Origin of the sequence: Pseudonocardia sp. P1 (assembly GCF_000178675.2) — a bacterium.
GTDB lineage: Bacteria > Actinomycetota > Actinomycetes > Mycobacteriales > Pseudonocardiaceae > Pseudonocardia.
On record NZ_ADUJ02000001.1, the window covers coordinates 2,076,548 to 2,091,226 of the forward strand.

At 75.5% G+C, this 14,679-nt stretch carries 15 protein-coding genes; 1 reads left to right on the forward strand and 14 read right to left on the reverse strand.

What is annotated here, in order from left to right:
* Positions 1–5 precede the first annotated feature (5 nt).
* The 5 genes from PP1_RS09125 to rpsB form a co-directional block, all read right to left on the reverse strand.
* Positions 6–761: a class I SAM-dependent methyltransferase gene (locus PP1_RS09125; RefSeq protein WP_010239912.1), complete on the reverse strand. Its 756-nt coding sequence runs from the start codon at positions 759–761 to the stop codon at positions 6–8.
* Positions 758–1,693: a phosphatidate cytidylyltransferase gene (locus PP1_RS09130; RefSeq protein ID WP_010239914.1), complete on the reverse strand. Its 936-nt coding sequence runs from the start codon at positions 1,691–1,693 to the stop codon at positions 758–760. The genes PP1_RS09125 and PP1_RS09130 overlap by 4 nt, the downstream gene beginning before the upstream one ends.
* Positions 1,694–1,697: 4 nt before the next feature.
* A complete protein-coding gene (frr, locus tag PP1_RS09135; protein ID WP_010239917.1) occupies positions 1,698–2,255 on the reverse strand; it encodes a ribosome recycling factor in 558 nt (185 codons plus the stop codon).
* A gap of 99 nt (positions 2,256–2,354) precedes the next feature.
* On the reverse strand, positions 2,355–3,170 hold the full coding sequence (gene tsf / locus PP1_RS09140; RefSeq protein ID WP_010239919.1) for a translation elongation factor Ts: 816 nt from the start codon (positions 3,168–3,170) through the stop codon (positions 2,355–2,357).
* A gap of 92 nt (positions 3,171–3,262) precedes the next feature.
* On the reverse strand, positions 3,263–4,123 hold the full coding sequence (gene rpsB, locus PP1_RS09145) for a 30S ribosomal protein S2 (protein WP_010239922.1): 861 nt from the start codon (positions 4,121–4,123) through the stop codon (positions 3,263–3,265).
* A 377-nt stretch (positions 4,124–4,500) separates the two neighbouring features.
* Here rpsB and PP1_RS09150 point away from each other — a divergent pair, with 377 nt between their 5' ends.
* The gene (locus PP1_RS09150; RefSeq protein WP_010239924.1) at positions 4,501–5,169 is read left to right on the forward strand and encodes a M23 family metallopeptidase; all 669 of its coding nucleotides are present in this window, start codon (positions 4,501–4,503) and stop codon (positions 5,167–5,169) included.
* Positions 5,170–5,182: 13 nt separating this feature from the next.
* Here the strand turns inward: PP1_RS09150 and PP1_RS09155 are convergent, their stop codons facing one another.
* From PP1_RS09155 to rplS, 9 genes are all read right to left on the reverse strand, one after another.
* A complete protein-coding gene (locus PP1_RS09155; protein WP_139323806.1) occupies positions 5,183–6,448 on the reverse strand; it encodes a FliA/WhiG family RNA polymerase sigma factor in 1,266 nt (421 codons plus the stop codon).
* Positions 6,423–7,349 carry a tyrosine-type recombinase/integrase gene (locus PP1_RS09160; protein ID WP_075314052.1) on the reverse strand — a complete coding sequence of 309 codons (927 nt, stop codon included), beginning with the start codon at positions 7,347–7,349 and terminating at the stop codon, positions 6,423–6,425. Before PP1_RS09160 ends, PP1_RS09155 begins: the two co-directional genes overlap by 26 nt.
* Before the next feature lie 31 nt (positions 7,350–7,380).
* Entirely contained in the window at positions 7,381–8,556 is a 1,176-nt protein-coding gene (gene dprA, locus PP1_RS09165; RefSeq protein WP_075314051.1) for a DNA-processing protein DprA, read from the reverse strand.
* Positions 8,553–10,067, reverse strand: a complete 1,515-nt coding sequence (locus PP1_RS09170; protein WP_075314050.1) for a YifB family Mg chelatase-like AAA ATPase — start codon at positions 10,065–10,067, stop codon at positions 8,553–8,555. The genes dprA and PP1_RS09170 overlap by 4 nt, the downstream gene beginning before the upstream one ends.
* Positions 10,067–10,429 (reverse strand): YraN family protein, encoded by a 363-nt coding sequence (locus PP1_RS09175; protein WP_010227808.1) that lies wholly within the window; start codon positions 10,427–10,429, stop codon positions 10,067–10,069. Before PP1_RS09175 ends, PP1_RS09170 begins: the two co-directional genes overlap by 1 nt.
* A 132-nt stretch (positions 10,430–10,561) precedes the next feature.
* Positions 10,562–10,885 (reverse strand): DUF2469 domain-containing protein, encoded by a 324-nt coding sequence (locus tag PP1_RS09180; RefSeq protein WP_010227806.1) that lies wholly within the window; start codon positions 10,883–10,885, stop codon positions 10,562–10,564.
* Complete coding sequence (locus PP1_RS09185) at positions 10,882–11,664, reverse strand: ribonuclease HII (RefSeq protein WP_139324053.1); 783 nt, start codon at positions 11,662–11,664, stop codon at positions 10,882–10,884. The genes PP1_RS09180 and PP1_RS09185 overlap by 4 nt, the downstream gene beginning before the upstream one ends.
* 89 nt (positions 11,665–11,753) lie before the next feature.
* Positions 11,754–14,027: a signal peptidase I gene (lepB, locus tag PP1_RS09190; RefSeq protein WP_249265951.1), complete on the reverse strand. Its 2,274-nt coding sequence runs from the start codon at positions 14,025–14,027 to the stop codon at positions 11,754–11,756.
* A 42-nt stretch (positions 14,028–14,069) separates the two neighbouring features.
* Positions 14,070–14,429: a 50S ribosomal protein L19 gene (rplS, locus tag PP1_RS09195; protein ID WP_010228698.1), complete on the reverse strand. Its 360-nt coding sequence runs from the start codon at positions 14,427–14,429 to the stop codon at positions 14,070–14,072.
* Between the last annotated feature and the right edge of the window lie 250 nt (positions 14,430–14,679).

Here is a 14,679-nt window from a genome sequence, read left to right on the forward strand (position 1 = left end):
GACCGTCATCCCCGGGGCAGGACGAGCCCCGTGGCGCGGCGCCGGGTGTGCAGCCGGTAGCCAACCTGGATCGAGAGGCCGGCGACGTCGTCGGTCGCCCGGCGCGCGGTGCGCGCCGAGAACTCGATACGGAGCACCTCCTCCAGGTCGGCCCGGGTGGCGAACCGCCAGGTCGACCGCACCCGGCGCAGCGCGAAGCCCTGGCCCGAGAAGAACCTGTCCACCGCAGGCGGGTCGTAGCGGGGCAGGTCCGCCCGCAGCCAGTTCCCGTACGGCCGGGACGTGAAGTCCAGGTCGACGACGGCGAGCACCCCGCCGGGCCGCAGCACGCGCTCGGCCTCGGCCAGGCCCGGCTCGCAGCCCGGCCCGAAGAAGTAGGCGGTCCGGGCGTGCACGACGTCGGCGGACGCGTCGGGCAGCGGCAGCCGCTCGGCACCGGCCCGGTGCACGGAGATCCGGTCGTCGTCGGCGCAGCGCTCCCGGGCCCGCTCCACCAGCGGCGGGTGCGGCTCGACGCCGGTGACGGTCGCGGCGACCTCGGCGAAGCGGGGCAGGTGGAAACCGTCACCACAGCCGACGTCGACGACGTCGAGCCCCGCCCAGCCGCCGGTCTCCTCGCACAACGCCGCCCACAGGGTGCCGTCGGCGTCCTGCGCGCGGTTCTCGGTCTCGTAGACCTCGGGCCAGTTCCAGATGTTCGGGCTGGGGATGGCGGGGCCGGACTTCTGCTGCCCGCCGAACCCGGTCCAGGTGCGTCTCACGCGACGGGGACGACGATCCCGAGCACCGCCCAGGCGACGAACGCCGTGGGCAGCAGGGAGTCCATCCGGTCCAGCAGGCCACCGTGCCCCGGGAGCAGGGTGCCCATGTCCTTGATGCCGAGGTCGCGCTTCACCAGCGACTCGACCAGGTCGCCGAGGGTGGCGGTGGCGACGAGCAGTGCGCCGACGAGGGTGCCCCAGTACCAGGGCACGCCGAGGAACAGCGCCACGCACAGCGACCCGGCGGCCATGCCCGCGACCTGCGAGCCCGCGAAGCCCTCCCAGGACTTCTTGGGGCTGATCGTGGGGGCCATCGGATGCCGGCCGGCGACGACCCCGGCGGCGTACCCGCCGACGTCGGAGGCGACGACGCAGAGCAGGAACGTCAGGACGCGGCCGACGCCCTGCGGGGCGACCGTCATCTGCACGGCGAAGGCGACCAGCAGCGGCACGTAGAGGGCCACGAACATCGAGGCGCTGATGTCGCGCACGAAGTGCGCCGCGCCCTCACGCATCCGCCAGAGCAGGCAGCCCAGCACCGTCGCGCCGAGCGCGATCGCGGCGCCGCGCAGGCCGAACGGCCACGACAGCCAGACGATGGCCTGCCCGCCCGCGAGGAGCACCGGGAGCGACACCCGGATGTCGGCCCCGCGCCGCAGGGCACCGGCCAGTTCCCAGGTCGCGACGACCGTGCAGACCGCCAGCACCAGGACGAACCACTGGGGGACGATCAGCAGGCTGACCAGGATGACCGCACCGAGACCGACGCCGACACCGATCGCGGCGACGAGGTTGCGACCCAGCCGGGACCGCTTGTAGCCCTTCTGGCCGCGGACCGGTTTCGCGCCCTCCGGGGTCCCCGGGGCACCGGCCGGCCCGTCACCGGGAAGGTCGGAGGTCACGGGGACGACGGCGTCGGAGGAGGGGGGCACCGGGTCAGACCTCGAGGAGCTCGGATTCCTTGTTCTTCACGAGCTCGTCGATCTGCGCGACGTAGCGGTCCGTGAGGACCTGCAGCTCCTTCTCGCCGCGCACGACCTCGTCCTCGCCGGCCTCACCGTCGCGCTGGATGCGGTGCAGCTCGTCCATCGCCTTGCGGCGCAGCCCGCGCATGACGACGCGCGCGTCCTCACCCTTGCCGCGGGCGACCTTGACCATGTCGCGGCGGCGCTCCTCGGAGAGCTGCGGGATGATCACGCGGATGATCTGGCCGTCGTTGCTGGGGTTCACGCCGAGGTCGGACTCGGCGATCGCCTTCTCCATGGCCTTGAGCTGGCTGGCGTCGTAGGGCTTGATGACCGCCATCCGCGCTTCCGGGATGCTGACCGAGGCGAGCTGGTTCAGCGGGGTCGCGGCGCCGTAGTAGTCCACGACGATCCGGGAGAACATGCTCGGAGTGGCCCGGCCGGTGCGCACACCGGTGAGGTCGTCGCGCGCGACGCCGACGGCCTTCTCCATCTTCTCCTCGACGTCGAAGAGGGTTTCCTCGATCACGGTTGCTTCCCCCGGCCTGTCGTACTCGCGGTGTGGTCCCGATTCTCTCACTCCGGGCCCGGGCGGTGCCGCTCGCACCGCCCGGCCCGGGGCGGGAGATCAGTTCTGGCCGACCTCGAAGCGGACGAAGCCCTTGATCGTCAGACCGGCCTCGTCGGCGACGGCCTTGACCGACTTCTTGGGGTCCACGACGGACGCCTGCTCGAGCAGCACGACGTCCTTGTAGTAGCCGTTGACCCGGCCCTCGACGATGCGGGGCAGCACCTGCTCGGGCTTGCCCTCCTCGCGCGCGGTGGCCTCGGCGATCTTCTTCTCGTTCTCGACGGTCTCCGCCGGCACCTGCTCACGGGTGGTGAACTCCGGGCGGGCCGCGGCGACCTGCATCGCGAGGCCGCGGGCGGCCTCGGCGTCGTCGCCCTCGTAGGAGAGCAGCACGCCGATCTGCGGGGGCAGGTCGGTGGCGCGCTTGTGCAGGTAGACGGCCGCCTGGCCGTCGACGCGGGCGTAACGCTTCAGCTCGAACTTCTCGCCGATGCGGGCGGAGAGCTCCTGCACGGCCTCGCCGACCGTGGCGGCGTCGAGCTTGGTCTCGCGCAGCGCGTCCAGGTCGGCCGGCTTCTGCTCGACCGCGGCGGCGAGGATCTTCTCGGCCAGCGCGATGAAGTCGTCGGACTTGGCGACGAAGTCGGTCTCGCAGTCCAGCTCGACCAGGGTGCCGCCGTCGGCGACGACCAGGCCGTTGGCGGTGGCGCGCTCGGCGCGCTTGCCCACGTCCTTCGCACCCTTGATGCGGAGGAGCTCGACCGCCTTGTCGAAGTCGCCCTCGGACTCCTCGAGGGCCTTCTTGCAGTCCATCATCCCGGAGCCGGTGAGCTCACGGAGCCGCTTGACGTCGGCGGCGCTGTAGTTCGCCATCAGGTGTCTCTCGTCCTCTGGGTCGTGACGGGAAATGGATCACCGGGTCGCCGGGAGGGCCGGGGCCGGTCGGCCCCGGCCCTCCCCGCGGGTCAGTTCTGGGTGCCGTTGCTGCTCGACGCCGGGGCGGGCGCGGAGTCCGCTCCGTCGCCACCGGCGGCGGCCAGGCTGGCGCCGTCCGAGCCGACCTCGTTACCGGCGAGCACGTCCTGCTCCCACTCGGCCAGGGGCTGCTCCGCAGCGGCCTCGCCCTCGCCACGGCGCTGGCCGCGGGAGACCAGACCGTCGGCGGCGGCCTTCGCGATGACCTTGGTCAGCAGCGCGGCCGAGCGGATCGCGTCGTCGTTGCCCGGGATCGGGAAGTCGACCTCGTCCGGGTCGCAGTTGGTGTCGAGGATCGAGACGACCGGGATGTTGAGCTTCCGGGCCTCGCCGACCGCGATGTGCTCCTTCTTGGTGTCGACGATCCACACCGCGCTGGGCACCTTGGACATGTCGCGAATACCGCCGAGGGTCTTCTCGAGCTTGTCCTTCTCACGGGTCAGCGTGAGGATCTCGCGCTTGGTGCGACCCTCGAACCCGCCGGTCTGCTCCATCGCCTCGAGCTCCTTGAGGCGCTGCAGGCGCTTGTGCACGGTCTGGAAGTTCGTGAGCATGCCGCCCAGCCAGCGCTGGTTCACGTAGGGCATGTTGACCCGGCCCGCCTCTTCGGCGATGGCCTCCTGGGCCTGCTTCTTCGTGCCGACGAACATGATCGTCCCGCCGTGCGCGACGGTCTCGCGCACGAACTCGTAGGCGCGGTCGATGTACGACAGCGTCTGCTGGAGGTCGATGATGTAGATGCCGTTGCGCTCGGTGAGGATGTAGCGCTTCATCTTCGGGTTCCAGCGACGGGTCTGGTGCCCGAAGTGCACGCCGCTGTCGAGCAGCTGCTTCATGGTGACGACGGCCATGGCCTGTGATCACCTCTCGGTCGGGCGCGGCGGGTGCCGCGCGTGCGGTTCTGCGGACCACCGGTGGTGGGACCGCCCTGGCGCCTGCCGCGGGGCCGGACCCGGTTCCCCGGGTCGGCGAGTGGAACTCGACGACCGGGTCCGCGGGACCGCCCGGCCTCCGCTCCCGGCGCCGTACCCTGGGGGACGGCGCGCCGGGCACGCGGGCGCGCGAAGTCACCACGTCTGACCGTGGTGCGGGAACCAGTGTACGCCCGGGCCCTCGGGGCCCTCGCATCGGAGCCCGCCGCGGGCCGCGGCCGTCCACAACCGGCCGGTACGTCCCCAGGACCGGTGGTCGTCGCCGCGACGGACGGTCGCGGATCCAGGCTGAACGGGTGGTCACGACACCCTCGCCGCCCGTGCCGTCCGGGCGCTCGCTCCTGCGGGCCAGGCGCGCGCTCACGCGGGCCGGGCGCTCGCTCGTACGGGCCGGGCGATCGCTCCTGCGGGCCGGGACGGTCCTCGTCGCGTTGACGGTGCTGCTGGTGGCCCTGGCGCCGCCGTGGGTGGCCCGCGCCGCAGAGCCGCTCCCACCGCGACCGCCACGACCGCCGGGTGCCGGGATCCCGGCGCCCGGTGCGCACTACGCCTGGCCGCTGGCGCCCGTGCCTGCCGTGACGGGGCCGTTCCGGGCGCCGACGTTCCGTTACGGGCGCGGCCACCGGGGCGCCGATCTCGCGGGTGCACCCGGGCAGCCGGTGCTCGTGGCGCGCGACGGCGTCGTCGTCCATGCCGGGCCCGTCGCGGGCCGCGGGGTGGTCTCGGTCGACCATCCCGACGGGCTGCGCAGCACCTACGAGCCGGTGACGGCGGCCGTCGCCACCGGGGCCCGGGTCGCGTCGGGCGACCCCGTCGGCGTCCTGGAGCCGGGGCACCGGGGCTGCCCGGTCGCCGCGTGCCTGCACTGGGGGGTGCGGCGGGACCGGCTCGACCACCTCGATCCGCTGGTCCTGCTGCGCCCGCCGCGGATGCGGCTGCTCCCCTGGGACGGCGCTCCGCCCTGACCGGCCGGGCCGGTCATCCCGCGAGGGCGGGCTCCATCCGGGTGCGCAGCCGGGTGAGCATCCGTGTGTGCAGCTGGCAGACCCGGGACTCCGTGACCCCCAGCAGCGCGCCGATCTCGGCGAGGGTGTGGTCCTCGACGTAGTACAGGCGGAGCACCGTGCGGTCGCGCTCACCGAGCTGGGCGATCGCGGCGCGCAGCTCGGCACCGGTCTCGCGGCGGACGGCGGTGGCGACCGGGTCGGCGGTGTCGGCGGCGGCGAGGGCGGCCGGGCCGGGTGCGGCGTTCCCGTCGAGATCGTCGGCGCTGACGAGCAGCGCCGGCCGCACCGCCTGCCGGAGATCGCGCAGGCCGATCCCGAGCTCGGCCGCCAGCTCTCGGTCGGAGGCGGGCCGGCCGACCTTGCTCTGGACGGCCTCGCGGGCGCGCTCGATCTCCCGGCTCCGGGAGCGCACGGTGCGCGGCACCCAGTCCTGGGCGCGCAGCTCGTCGAGCATCGCGCCACGGACCCGCTGCGCCGCGTACCCCTCGAACCGCACCCCGCGTGCCGGGTCGAACCGGTCCACGGCGTCGATCAGCCCGAAGGTCCCCGACTGCAGGAGGTCCGCCAGCTCGATCGACGACGGCAGCCGGGTCGCCAGCTTCGCCCCGATCCCGCGGACGAGGGGGGCGTGGTGCTCGACCAGGAGCCGGCGGGTGTCGGCGCTCCGCACCGCCAGGTGGGCGCGCCACAGCGGCAGCGCCTCCGGCTCGACGGTCTCGATCAGGTGGTCCCGGGCGGCGCCGGGCGTGTCGCGCGCCGGCGCACCCGCAGCGGCACCGACGGCCGGGACGAGCGCCATCCGGACGGCGCCCGTGGCGGTCCCGCGATCCGCGGCACCCTCGGTGCCGGTGCCGGTGCCGGTGCCCGGGCCCGGGCCCGGGCTGCCGGTTCCCGTGCCACCGGTTCCCGTGCCGCCGACGTCCGCGCCACCGGTTCCCGTGCCACCGACGTCCGCGCTGCCGGTGCCCGTGCCGCGCCGGTGGAGGGCGCGCCATCCGCCGACGCCTCCGGGCCCTACCCGGCCGGGCTCCGCGACGTGCGCCCCGACATCCCCGGGACCCGGGTCGTCGGACTGCTCGGCGGGGCCGTCCCCGGGCGGCGGAGGCACCGCGACGAGGGGGCGCGACGCCGACGGCTGGGCGACCCGGTCGAGGGCCGAGGCCAGGACACAGGGGAAGCGATCGGGCCGGACGGTCGTCGGTGACGACACCTCACGCCCGAGGGTGGGCCTGGTCATGAACCACCTTCAGCCGGTCGACGGTCACGTGCGTGTAGAGCTGGGTCGTCGACAGCGTAGCGTGACCGAGCAACTCCTGTACGTAACGGAGGTCGGCTCCCCCCTCGAGGAGATGAGTGGCCGCGGCGTGCCGCAGACCGTGCGGGCCGACGTCGGTGGCTCCCGGGACGGCGCGCATCGCGCGGTGCACGACGGTCCGGGCGACACGCGCGTCGAGCCGACCGCCCCGGACGCCCAGCAGCACCGCCGGCGGCGACGCCGGTGTCGCGAGGGCCGGGCGGCCGCGCTCGAGCCAGCGCCGCAGTGCGCGGGCGGCGGGCACCCCGAACACGACGGTGCGTTCCCGGTCCCCCTTGCCGCGGACCCGCAGCGTACGACTCGCCTCGTCGACACGGTCCAGGTCCAGGCCGCACAGCTCCGCGACACGGATGCCGGTCGCGTAGAGCAGCTCGAGGACCAACAGGTCGCGCAGCGCCTCCGGAGCGTCCTCGGTGGCACCGGAGATCGCGGCGTCCAGCACGGCGGCGGTCTCGTCGGCGGCCGGGACCTCCGGCAGGACGGTGCCGGCCCGCGGCGAACCGAGCCGGGCCGCCGGGTCGCGGTCGAGCCGGCCGGTGCGCACCGCCCAGGCACAGAAGGTCCGGGCCGCGGCGGTGCGGCGGGCGACGGTGGCCCGGCCCGCCCCGGCGGAGTGGGTGGCCGTGAGCGCACGGCGCAGGTGGTCCAGGTCCAGCGCCGCGAGCGCCGGCAGGTCCCGCAGCAGGTCCGTGAGGTCCGACCGGTAGGCGCGCACGGTGTGCGGGGACCGTCCGCGCTCGTGGCGAAGGTGGCCGGTGAAGGCATCCAGGGCGGCCGCGACGTCGTCGGCGAGACCGGGATCGTCCGTGCGGGCGCGGGCCATACCCGGACGGTCCGCCGCCGACGGGGCCCGGTCAAGGACCGCCCCGGCGCGCCGGGCGCTGCCACATCCCCTGGTGGTGCTCGGCCAGGCCGTGCTCCTCCAGTTCGGTCAGGGCCGCGCGCACGGCGTCGGCGTCGAGGCCCGCCGCCTCGCCGATCCGCGACGGCGGCCACGCGGCCCGGGCCGGCAGCGCGTCGTGCACGGCGAGCGCGTGCGGGGCGAGCCCGTCGGTCGGCCGCGTCTCCCCCTCGGGCGGCGGCGCGAGGTCCACCCCGAGCCTGCCGACGACCTCCAGGACGTCCTCCGGCCGCCCCACCAGGCTCGCGTCCCCGGTGCGGATCAGCTCGTGGCAGCCGACCGACAGCCCCGAGGTGACCGGGCCCGGCACCGCCATCAGCGGGCGGCGCAGGGCGACCGCGTCGGACGCGGTGCGCCGCGACCCGCTGCGCGCCCCGGCCTCGACGACGAGGCAGCCGGCGCCGAGCGCCGCCAGCAGCCGGTTGCGGACCAGGAACCGCAGCCGGCCGGGCACCGTGCCCGGCGGGTACTCGGTCAGCACCAGCCCGCGCTCGGCGATCCGCTCGATGAGGCCCTCGTGCGCGGCCGGGTAGGACCGGTCCGGGCCGCACGCCAGTACCGCGACCGTCGGGCTGCCTGCGGCGAGCGCGCCCCGGTGCGCCGCGGCGTCGATGCCGAACGCGGCACCGGAGAAGACGGTGACGCCCCGGCGGCCGAGCTCCGCGGCGAAGTCGGCGGCGGTGTGCAGCCCGTAGCGGGTCGCCGCACGCGAGCCCACGATCGTCACCGACCGGTCCGCCAGCACCGCCGCGTCGCCGGGGCCACGGGCCCACAGCGCGACCGGAGGGGTCAGGTCCGCCCGCCGGGTACCGGCGAACGCGGCGAACGGCCACACCGGCCAGGACGGGTCCTCCGGCACCAGCAGCCGCGCCCCGGCGGCCGCCGCGGTGTCGAGATCGGCGTCGGTGTGGTCGCTGCCCCGGCGGGCCGTCGCGGAGCGCAGCAGCTCGTCGGGGACCGCTCCGTGCCGCAGCCGGTCCGCGGCCTCGACCGGCCCGTACTCCTCCACCAGCCGGTTCAGGTGCCGGTTCGGCGGTTCCACGCTGCGCAGCAGGTAGGCCCGCGCCCGCAGGACCTCCTCCGGCGGCCCGCTGCCCGGCGCCGGCCGCGTCGCACCGCCGGCGTTCATGCCGCACCCCGGTCGCGGAAGTAGAGGGCGGCGTCGACGTCGTGCCGGTCCGGCCGGTCGCTCCCGGCGAGGTCGGCGAGGGTCCACGCGACCCGCAGCGCCCGGTCCGCCCCGCGGGCGCTCAGCTCACCGGCACGCAGGCGCTTCTCCAGGGGTTCCAGTACCGCCTGCGGCAGCGGGAACCGGGACCGGAGCTCGGTGCCGGGGACCTCGGCGTTGCACCGCCAGCCGTGCTCGGACCAGCGCTCACCGGCCGCGGTCCTGGCGTCGATCACCCGTCGCCGGACGGTGGCCGTGTCGTCGCCCCGGGGGCCCTGCACCACCAGCCTCGTCACGGGTTGCATCGCCACCCTCAGGTCGACGCGGTCGAGCAGCGGGCCGGAGAGCCGGGACGTGTAGCGGCGGCGGGCGTCGGCCCGACAGGTGCAGTCCCGGTCGATCGGGGGTGCGCAGGGGCACGGGTTCGCCGCGAGGACGAGCTGGAACCGGGCCGGGTAGCGGACGCTGCCCTCGGCCCGGGACAGCCGGACCTCCCCCTCCTCCAGCGGGGTGCGCAGCGCGTCGAGCACCGAGGCGGGCCAGTGCGGGCACTCGTCGAGGAACAGGACACCGCGGTGGGCGAGCGAGACCGCGCCGGGACGTGCCACGCCGCTGCCGCCCCCGAGCAGCGCCGCCGCCGAGGCCGAGTGGTGCGGTGCGACGAACGGCGCGAGCGTGCTCAGCGGCGCGGACTCCCCCAGCCGCCCGGCGACCGACCGGATCGCCGCGAGCTGCAACGCCTCCGGCCGCCCGAGCCGGGGCAGCAGCCCCACGATCCGCTGGGCGAGCATGGTCTTCCCGGTACCGGGCGGGCCGACCATCAGCAGGTGGTGCCCGCCGGCGGCGGCGATCTCCAGGGCACGGCGGGCGTCGTCCTGGCCGATCACGTCGGCCAGTTCCGGTGCGGGATCGGCGGGTCCGGGGTCGGTGACGGGCGGGACCCGGTCGAGCGGGCGGTTCCCGGCCGCCCAGTCGAGCACCTCGGACAGCGACTCCGCGCCGTACGACTCCAGCCCGTCGACCAGTGCCGCCTCGGCGAGCGCGGCGCGCGGCACGACGGCGCGGGACATCCCGGCGTCGCGGGCCGCGAGCAGGCAGGGCAGCACGCCGCGGACCGGCCGCAGCCGCCCGTCGAGGGCGAGCTCCCCCAGCAGGACGGTGCCCGCGAGCCGGTCCGCCGGGACCGCCCCGGCGGCGGCGAGCACTCCCGCGGCCAGGGCGAGGTCGAACCGGCTCCCGGTCTTGCGCAGGGTCGCCGGGGAGAGCGCGAGCACGATCCGCTCGTTCGGCCACCGGCGCCCCGAGTGCACGACCGCCGACCGCACCCGGTCCTTGGCCTCGTTCAGCGCGGCGTCGGGCAGCCCGACCAGGTGGACGCCCGGGATGCCGCCGCCGATCGCCGCCTCGATCTCGACCGGGACGCCGTCGACGCCGTGCAGCTCGACCGACCACACCCGTGCCAGCTCGCCCATCAGAACGCCGCCGGGTAGTGGGTGAGCGTGGCAGGCCCACCGGGCGGCATCAGCACCGCGACGACGTCGAACCGGATCTCGGTCCACCCGAGCTGGTGGGCGCCCATCCAGGTCCGGGCCAGCCCGCGGATCCGGCGCATCTTCCGGGGTGTGACCGACTCGGCGGGTTCCCCGAACCGGGTGCCCGACCGGGTCTTCACCTCGCAGACGATCAGCCGGTGTTCCGGGTCGGTGGCGACGATGTCGAGCTCGCCGTCCTTGCACCGCCAGTTGCGGGCCAGCACGACCATGCCGTGTGCCCGTTCGAGGTACTCGGCGGCGGTGTCCTCACCGCGCCGGCCGAGCTCGTCCTTCGCAGCCATGGATCCACGATCGGCCCGCGGCGGGGCGCGGGACCGGCGGATCGGGCCGCTGTGGACGGATTCCCCGCTTGGGGATCGGCACCGCCGGCCGCGGTCGCGGGCGGGGTCCGCCGTCGGTGGGGTGTGGCAATCTCAGCCGGGGAAGGTGTCGCTGTCGGGAAGCCGCAGGTCGGGGGTGTCGAGCTCCTCGATGTTGACGTCCTTGAACGTCACCACCCGCACGTTCTTCACGAATCGCGCGGGCCGATACATGTCCCACACCCAGGCGTCCGACATGCGGACCTCGAAGTAGACCTCGCCGTCGGCGTTCCGGGGTGCCACGTCGACGGAGTTGGCCAGGTAGAACCGCCGCTCCGTCTCCACCACGTAGGAGAACTGGGCGACGATGTCGCGGTACTCCTTGTAGAGCGTGAGCTCCATCTCGGTCTCGTACTTCTCGAGATCCTCGGCGCTCACCGGCCTGCTCCTCCTGTGACGGTCTCCATCGGTTCCCATCGGGCCGGCTCCACCTCACCGGTGTCGCCGAGCACCTCGTCGGGGTCGGTCTCATTGTGGACCAGCCCGCCCGGCACCTCGCGTCCGGCCACCGCGGCGACGTTCGCGAACGAGAACCGGTGCTCCGGGCACGGTCCGTGGGCGCGCAGCGCCCCCTCGTGCTCGGGTGTGTTGTACCCCTTGTGCACGGCGAACCCGTAGGCGGCGTGCTCGGCGTCCAGCTCGGTCATGATGCGGTCCCGGGTGACCTTCGCGAGCACCGACGCGGCGGCGATGCAGGCCGCGACCCGGTCGCCCTTCGGCACGGCCAGCGCCGGACGGCCGAACCCGCGGACGGCGAACCCGTCGGTGAGCACGTACCCGGGCGGGACGGTGGTCAGCGCGGCGACCGCCCGACGCATCCCCTCGATGTTCGCGATGTGCACGCCCCGGCGGTCCACCTCGGCGGGCGGGATCACGACCACCGCGAGGTCCAGCGCCCGCTTCCTGATGCGGCCGTACCAGTGCTCGCGGGCGGACGCCGTCAGCAGCTTGGAGTCGGTGAGCCCGTCGAGGGCCGCGGCATCGGCCGGGCGCAGCACGCAGGCGGCCACGACCAGCGGTCCGGCGCTGGCGCCGCGGCCCGCCTCGTCGACGCCGGCGACCGGGCCGAGTCCGTGGCGCTGCAGGACGGTCTGCAGGGTCCAGGTGCCGGCGTCGCGGACGATGGCGCGGGGCGGGCGCAGGCCGTCGGGCAGCACCCGCACCGGGCGTCGGCGACGGGCCGGCGCGCGGCGGGACACCGCGGCCGTACGGGCGCGGGCGGGGGGAACCGGCACGGTGCTCCCGGTCAGGATCTCCGGCGCCACCCGGTGGGGTGGCGCGTGTCGGGCAGGAATCGCTCGGCGTCGGCCCGGGCACGCAGGGTCCGTCGCCGACCGGCCGCGAGCGGCAGGGTCCCCATGATGCCGAGCGCGAGGGGCAGGCCGTCGGGCAGCCCCGGTGCGCCGGCCGCCTCGGCCGTCGTCTGGGGGTCGGACGAGCTCACCCAGCCGAACCGGTCGAAGGGCAGCACGATCAGCCGCACCTTGCCGATGATGTTCTCCTCCGGGATCGGGCCGTGACCGGCCGCCCGGGAGTCGGCGGAGTTGTTCCGCGAGTCGCCCATCATCCAGTACTCGCCCTCGGGAACCGTGATCGGCCCGAACGGGATCTGCCGGGCCGGGCCGGCCTCGGGCAGGTAGTAGACGTAGGGCTCCTCGAGGGGCTGGCCGTCGACCATCACCTGGTTCAGCGCGTCGCAGCACGCGACCGTCTGGCCGCCGACGGCGATCACCCGCTTGACGAAGTCCTTCTCGTCGGGCGGGGCCACGCCGACCAGCGAGCCGAGCGTCTGCAGGCCCTTGACCAGAGGGTTCGCCGATCCTTCACCGGTGTAGGTCTCGCTGGCCCAGCCGTCGGTGCCGCGGAAGACCACGATGTCGCCCGGGGAGACGTCGGTGAAGTTGTAGGTGACCTTGTCGACGAGCACGCGGTCGTTGGTGCACCCGGTGCAGCCGTGCAGCGTCGTCTCCATCGACCCGGACGGGATCACATAGACCTTCGCCAGGAAGGTCTGGATCAGGACGGTCAGCAACAGCGCGACACCGGCCAGGAGCAGCAGCTCCTTCCAGAACGCGAGCTTCTGCTTCTCGCCGTCCGGGCCCTTCCCGAGCCCGGCCATCGCCGCGAGCTTCGCGCCGGCTCCGACGGGTCCGGAGCGCTTCCCCGCGCGCCGGGTCCCGTCGTCCGCCTGCTCCGCACCGGCCTGCCCGGCGTCGTCGTCGAGGTCGTGCGGCGCCACGGTTCCGGTGGCGTCGTCCTCCGGAGGGAGGTCCGGCGGCGGACCGGCGGCGCTCCTCCGGCGTCGCGACGGCCGCCGGAGCGTCTCCGTCGGCGGCGCCTGGTCGTGGAGGTCGTCCTCCGCCGGGCCGGCGTCGTCGGCCGGGCCGTGGGGGCGCCGCGGGTCCTCGACAGGACCGGGCGGCCGGACGGGCGCGGCGGGCCCGCCTTGGGCGGCGTCCACGCCGTACGGCGGCGGCGCCTGCGGTGCGGCGGGAGCGCGGCCGGGCGGCGGCGCGGCCGCGGGACCGCCCGGGCCGGTGCCGCGACGGGGCCCGGGGGCGGCCGGAGCCTCCGAGCCGGGACGGCCCGGAGCCCATGCCGGTCCGGGAGCGCCCACGGCACCGTCGGGAGCGGCGCGACGGCGGGACGGCCGGGCGTCCTGCCCGGGAACGGGGCCGGCGCCGGATGGCGGACCGTCCTGGCGGAACGGGGCGCCGAGGCCGGCGCGTCCGCCGTGGCGGTCGTGCCGGGCGCCGCCGTCCTGGACGTTCGGGCCACCGGGGCGACCGTTGCGGTCACGGGGACGGCCGTCCGGGCCGCCGTGGCGCGCCGGATCGGCCTCGTACCCGGGGGCCCCGTAGCCGGCCGGACCACCGTTGCGTGCCGGCGAGCGGGGGGCATCGGCCGCGCCGTGCCTGCCGGTGGCCTCCGGGCCTCGGCGGTGGGAGCCGGTCCCGTTCGCCTCGAACTGTTCGGGTGCGCGGCGGTGCCCGCCGGTGCGGCCGGGGGGCGGCCGGCGGTCGTCGCCGGGCTGCCGGTCCGGAGGGGCCTCGTACGGCGGCGAGTCGCGCAGCCGGTCGGCATAGCGTGCCCGGAGGGAGTCCCCGCCGTCACCGTTCCCGTTGCTCTGCCGCCCGGGGCCCGCGTCGGCAGGGCCGTACGGGTCCGGCTCGCCGTACCCGTTGCGGGGCCCGCCGTGCCGGCCGGTCCGCTCGCCCGTCAGGTCCTCGTAGCCGTTGCGGTACCGGCGCCCGCGCGGGGCGTCGCCGGAGGCGTCCGCATCGGCCTCCGACGCGTGCCGGGTGCGTACACCGCGCGCCTCGGGCTCGGCCGCCCCGTCGTCCCCCGCCGGCGGGGGCCCGCCGTGCAGCGGGGTCCCGACGAGCCAGTCCTGGTCCTCGGCGGCCGGGGGCGGGGGCCCTTCGGGGGCCCGCCGCCGACCGGTGCGCTCGGGGGCGTCGCTGCCGCGATACCGCCGGGGGCGGGCCCGGCGGTCATCGGGGAGCTCGGGGAAGGCCACGCGACGAGATTACGTCACCGGACCGTCACGACGGGGTGACGGTCAGGACGCGGTCGGGGTCTCCCGGCGCTCCTTGATCTTCGCGGCCTTGCCGCGCAGGTCACGGAGGTAGTAGAGCTTCGCCCGGCGGACGGCGCCGCGGGTGGCGACCTCGATCTTGTCGATGTTCGGCGTGTGCACCGGGAAGGTGCGCTCGACGCCGACGCCGAACGAGATCTTGCGGACGGTGAAGGTCTCGCGGGCGCCCGAGCCCTGGCGGCGGATGACCACGCCCTGGAAGACCTGGGTACGGGTGCGGCTGCCCTCGATGACCTTCACGTGCACCTTGAGGGTGTCGCCGGGCCGGAAGTCCGGGATGTCGGAGCGCAGGATCTCCGCGTCCAGTGCGTCCAGGGTGTTCATGTCGACGTCCGTCCTCGTGTGTCGTTCGTGCGGTTCATACGGTGCCGCCCCGGGTCGTTCCGGGGCTTTCTCCCGGGCCATCCGGGCCGTCCGCACCTGGTGGTGGGACGCTCGTCCGGATGGCGGGCTCCGGCGCGGCCGGCGCTCCCCGGGTCGACCGGGTGGCGCACGGGACCGTCACCGGGCACCGCACACGGCGCTGGCAACCCGTCCATAGTGCCAGACGGCCCGATCGGCCCGGACACCCGGT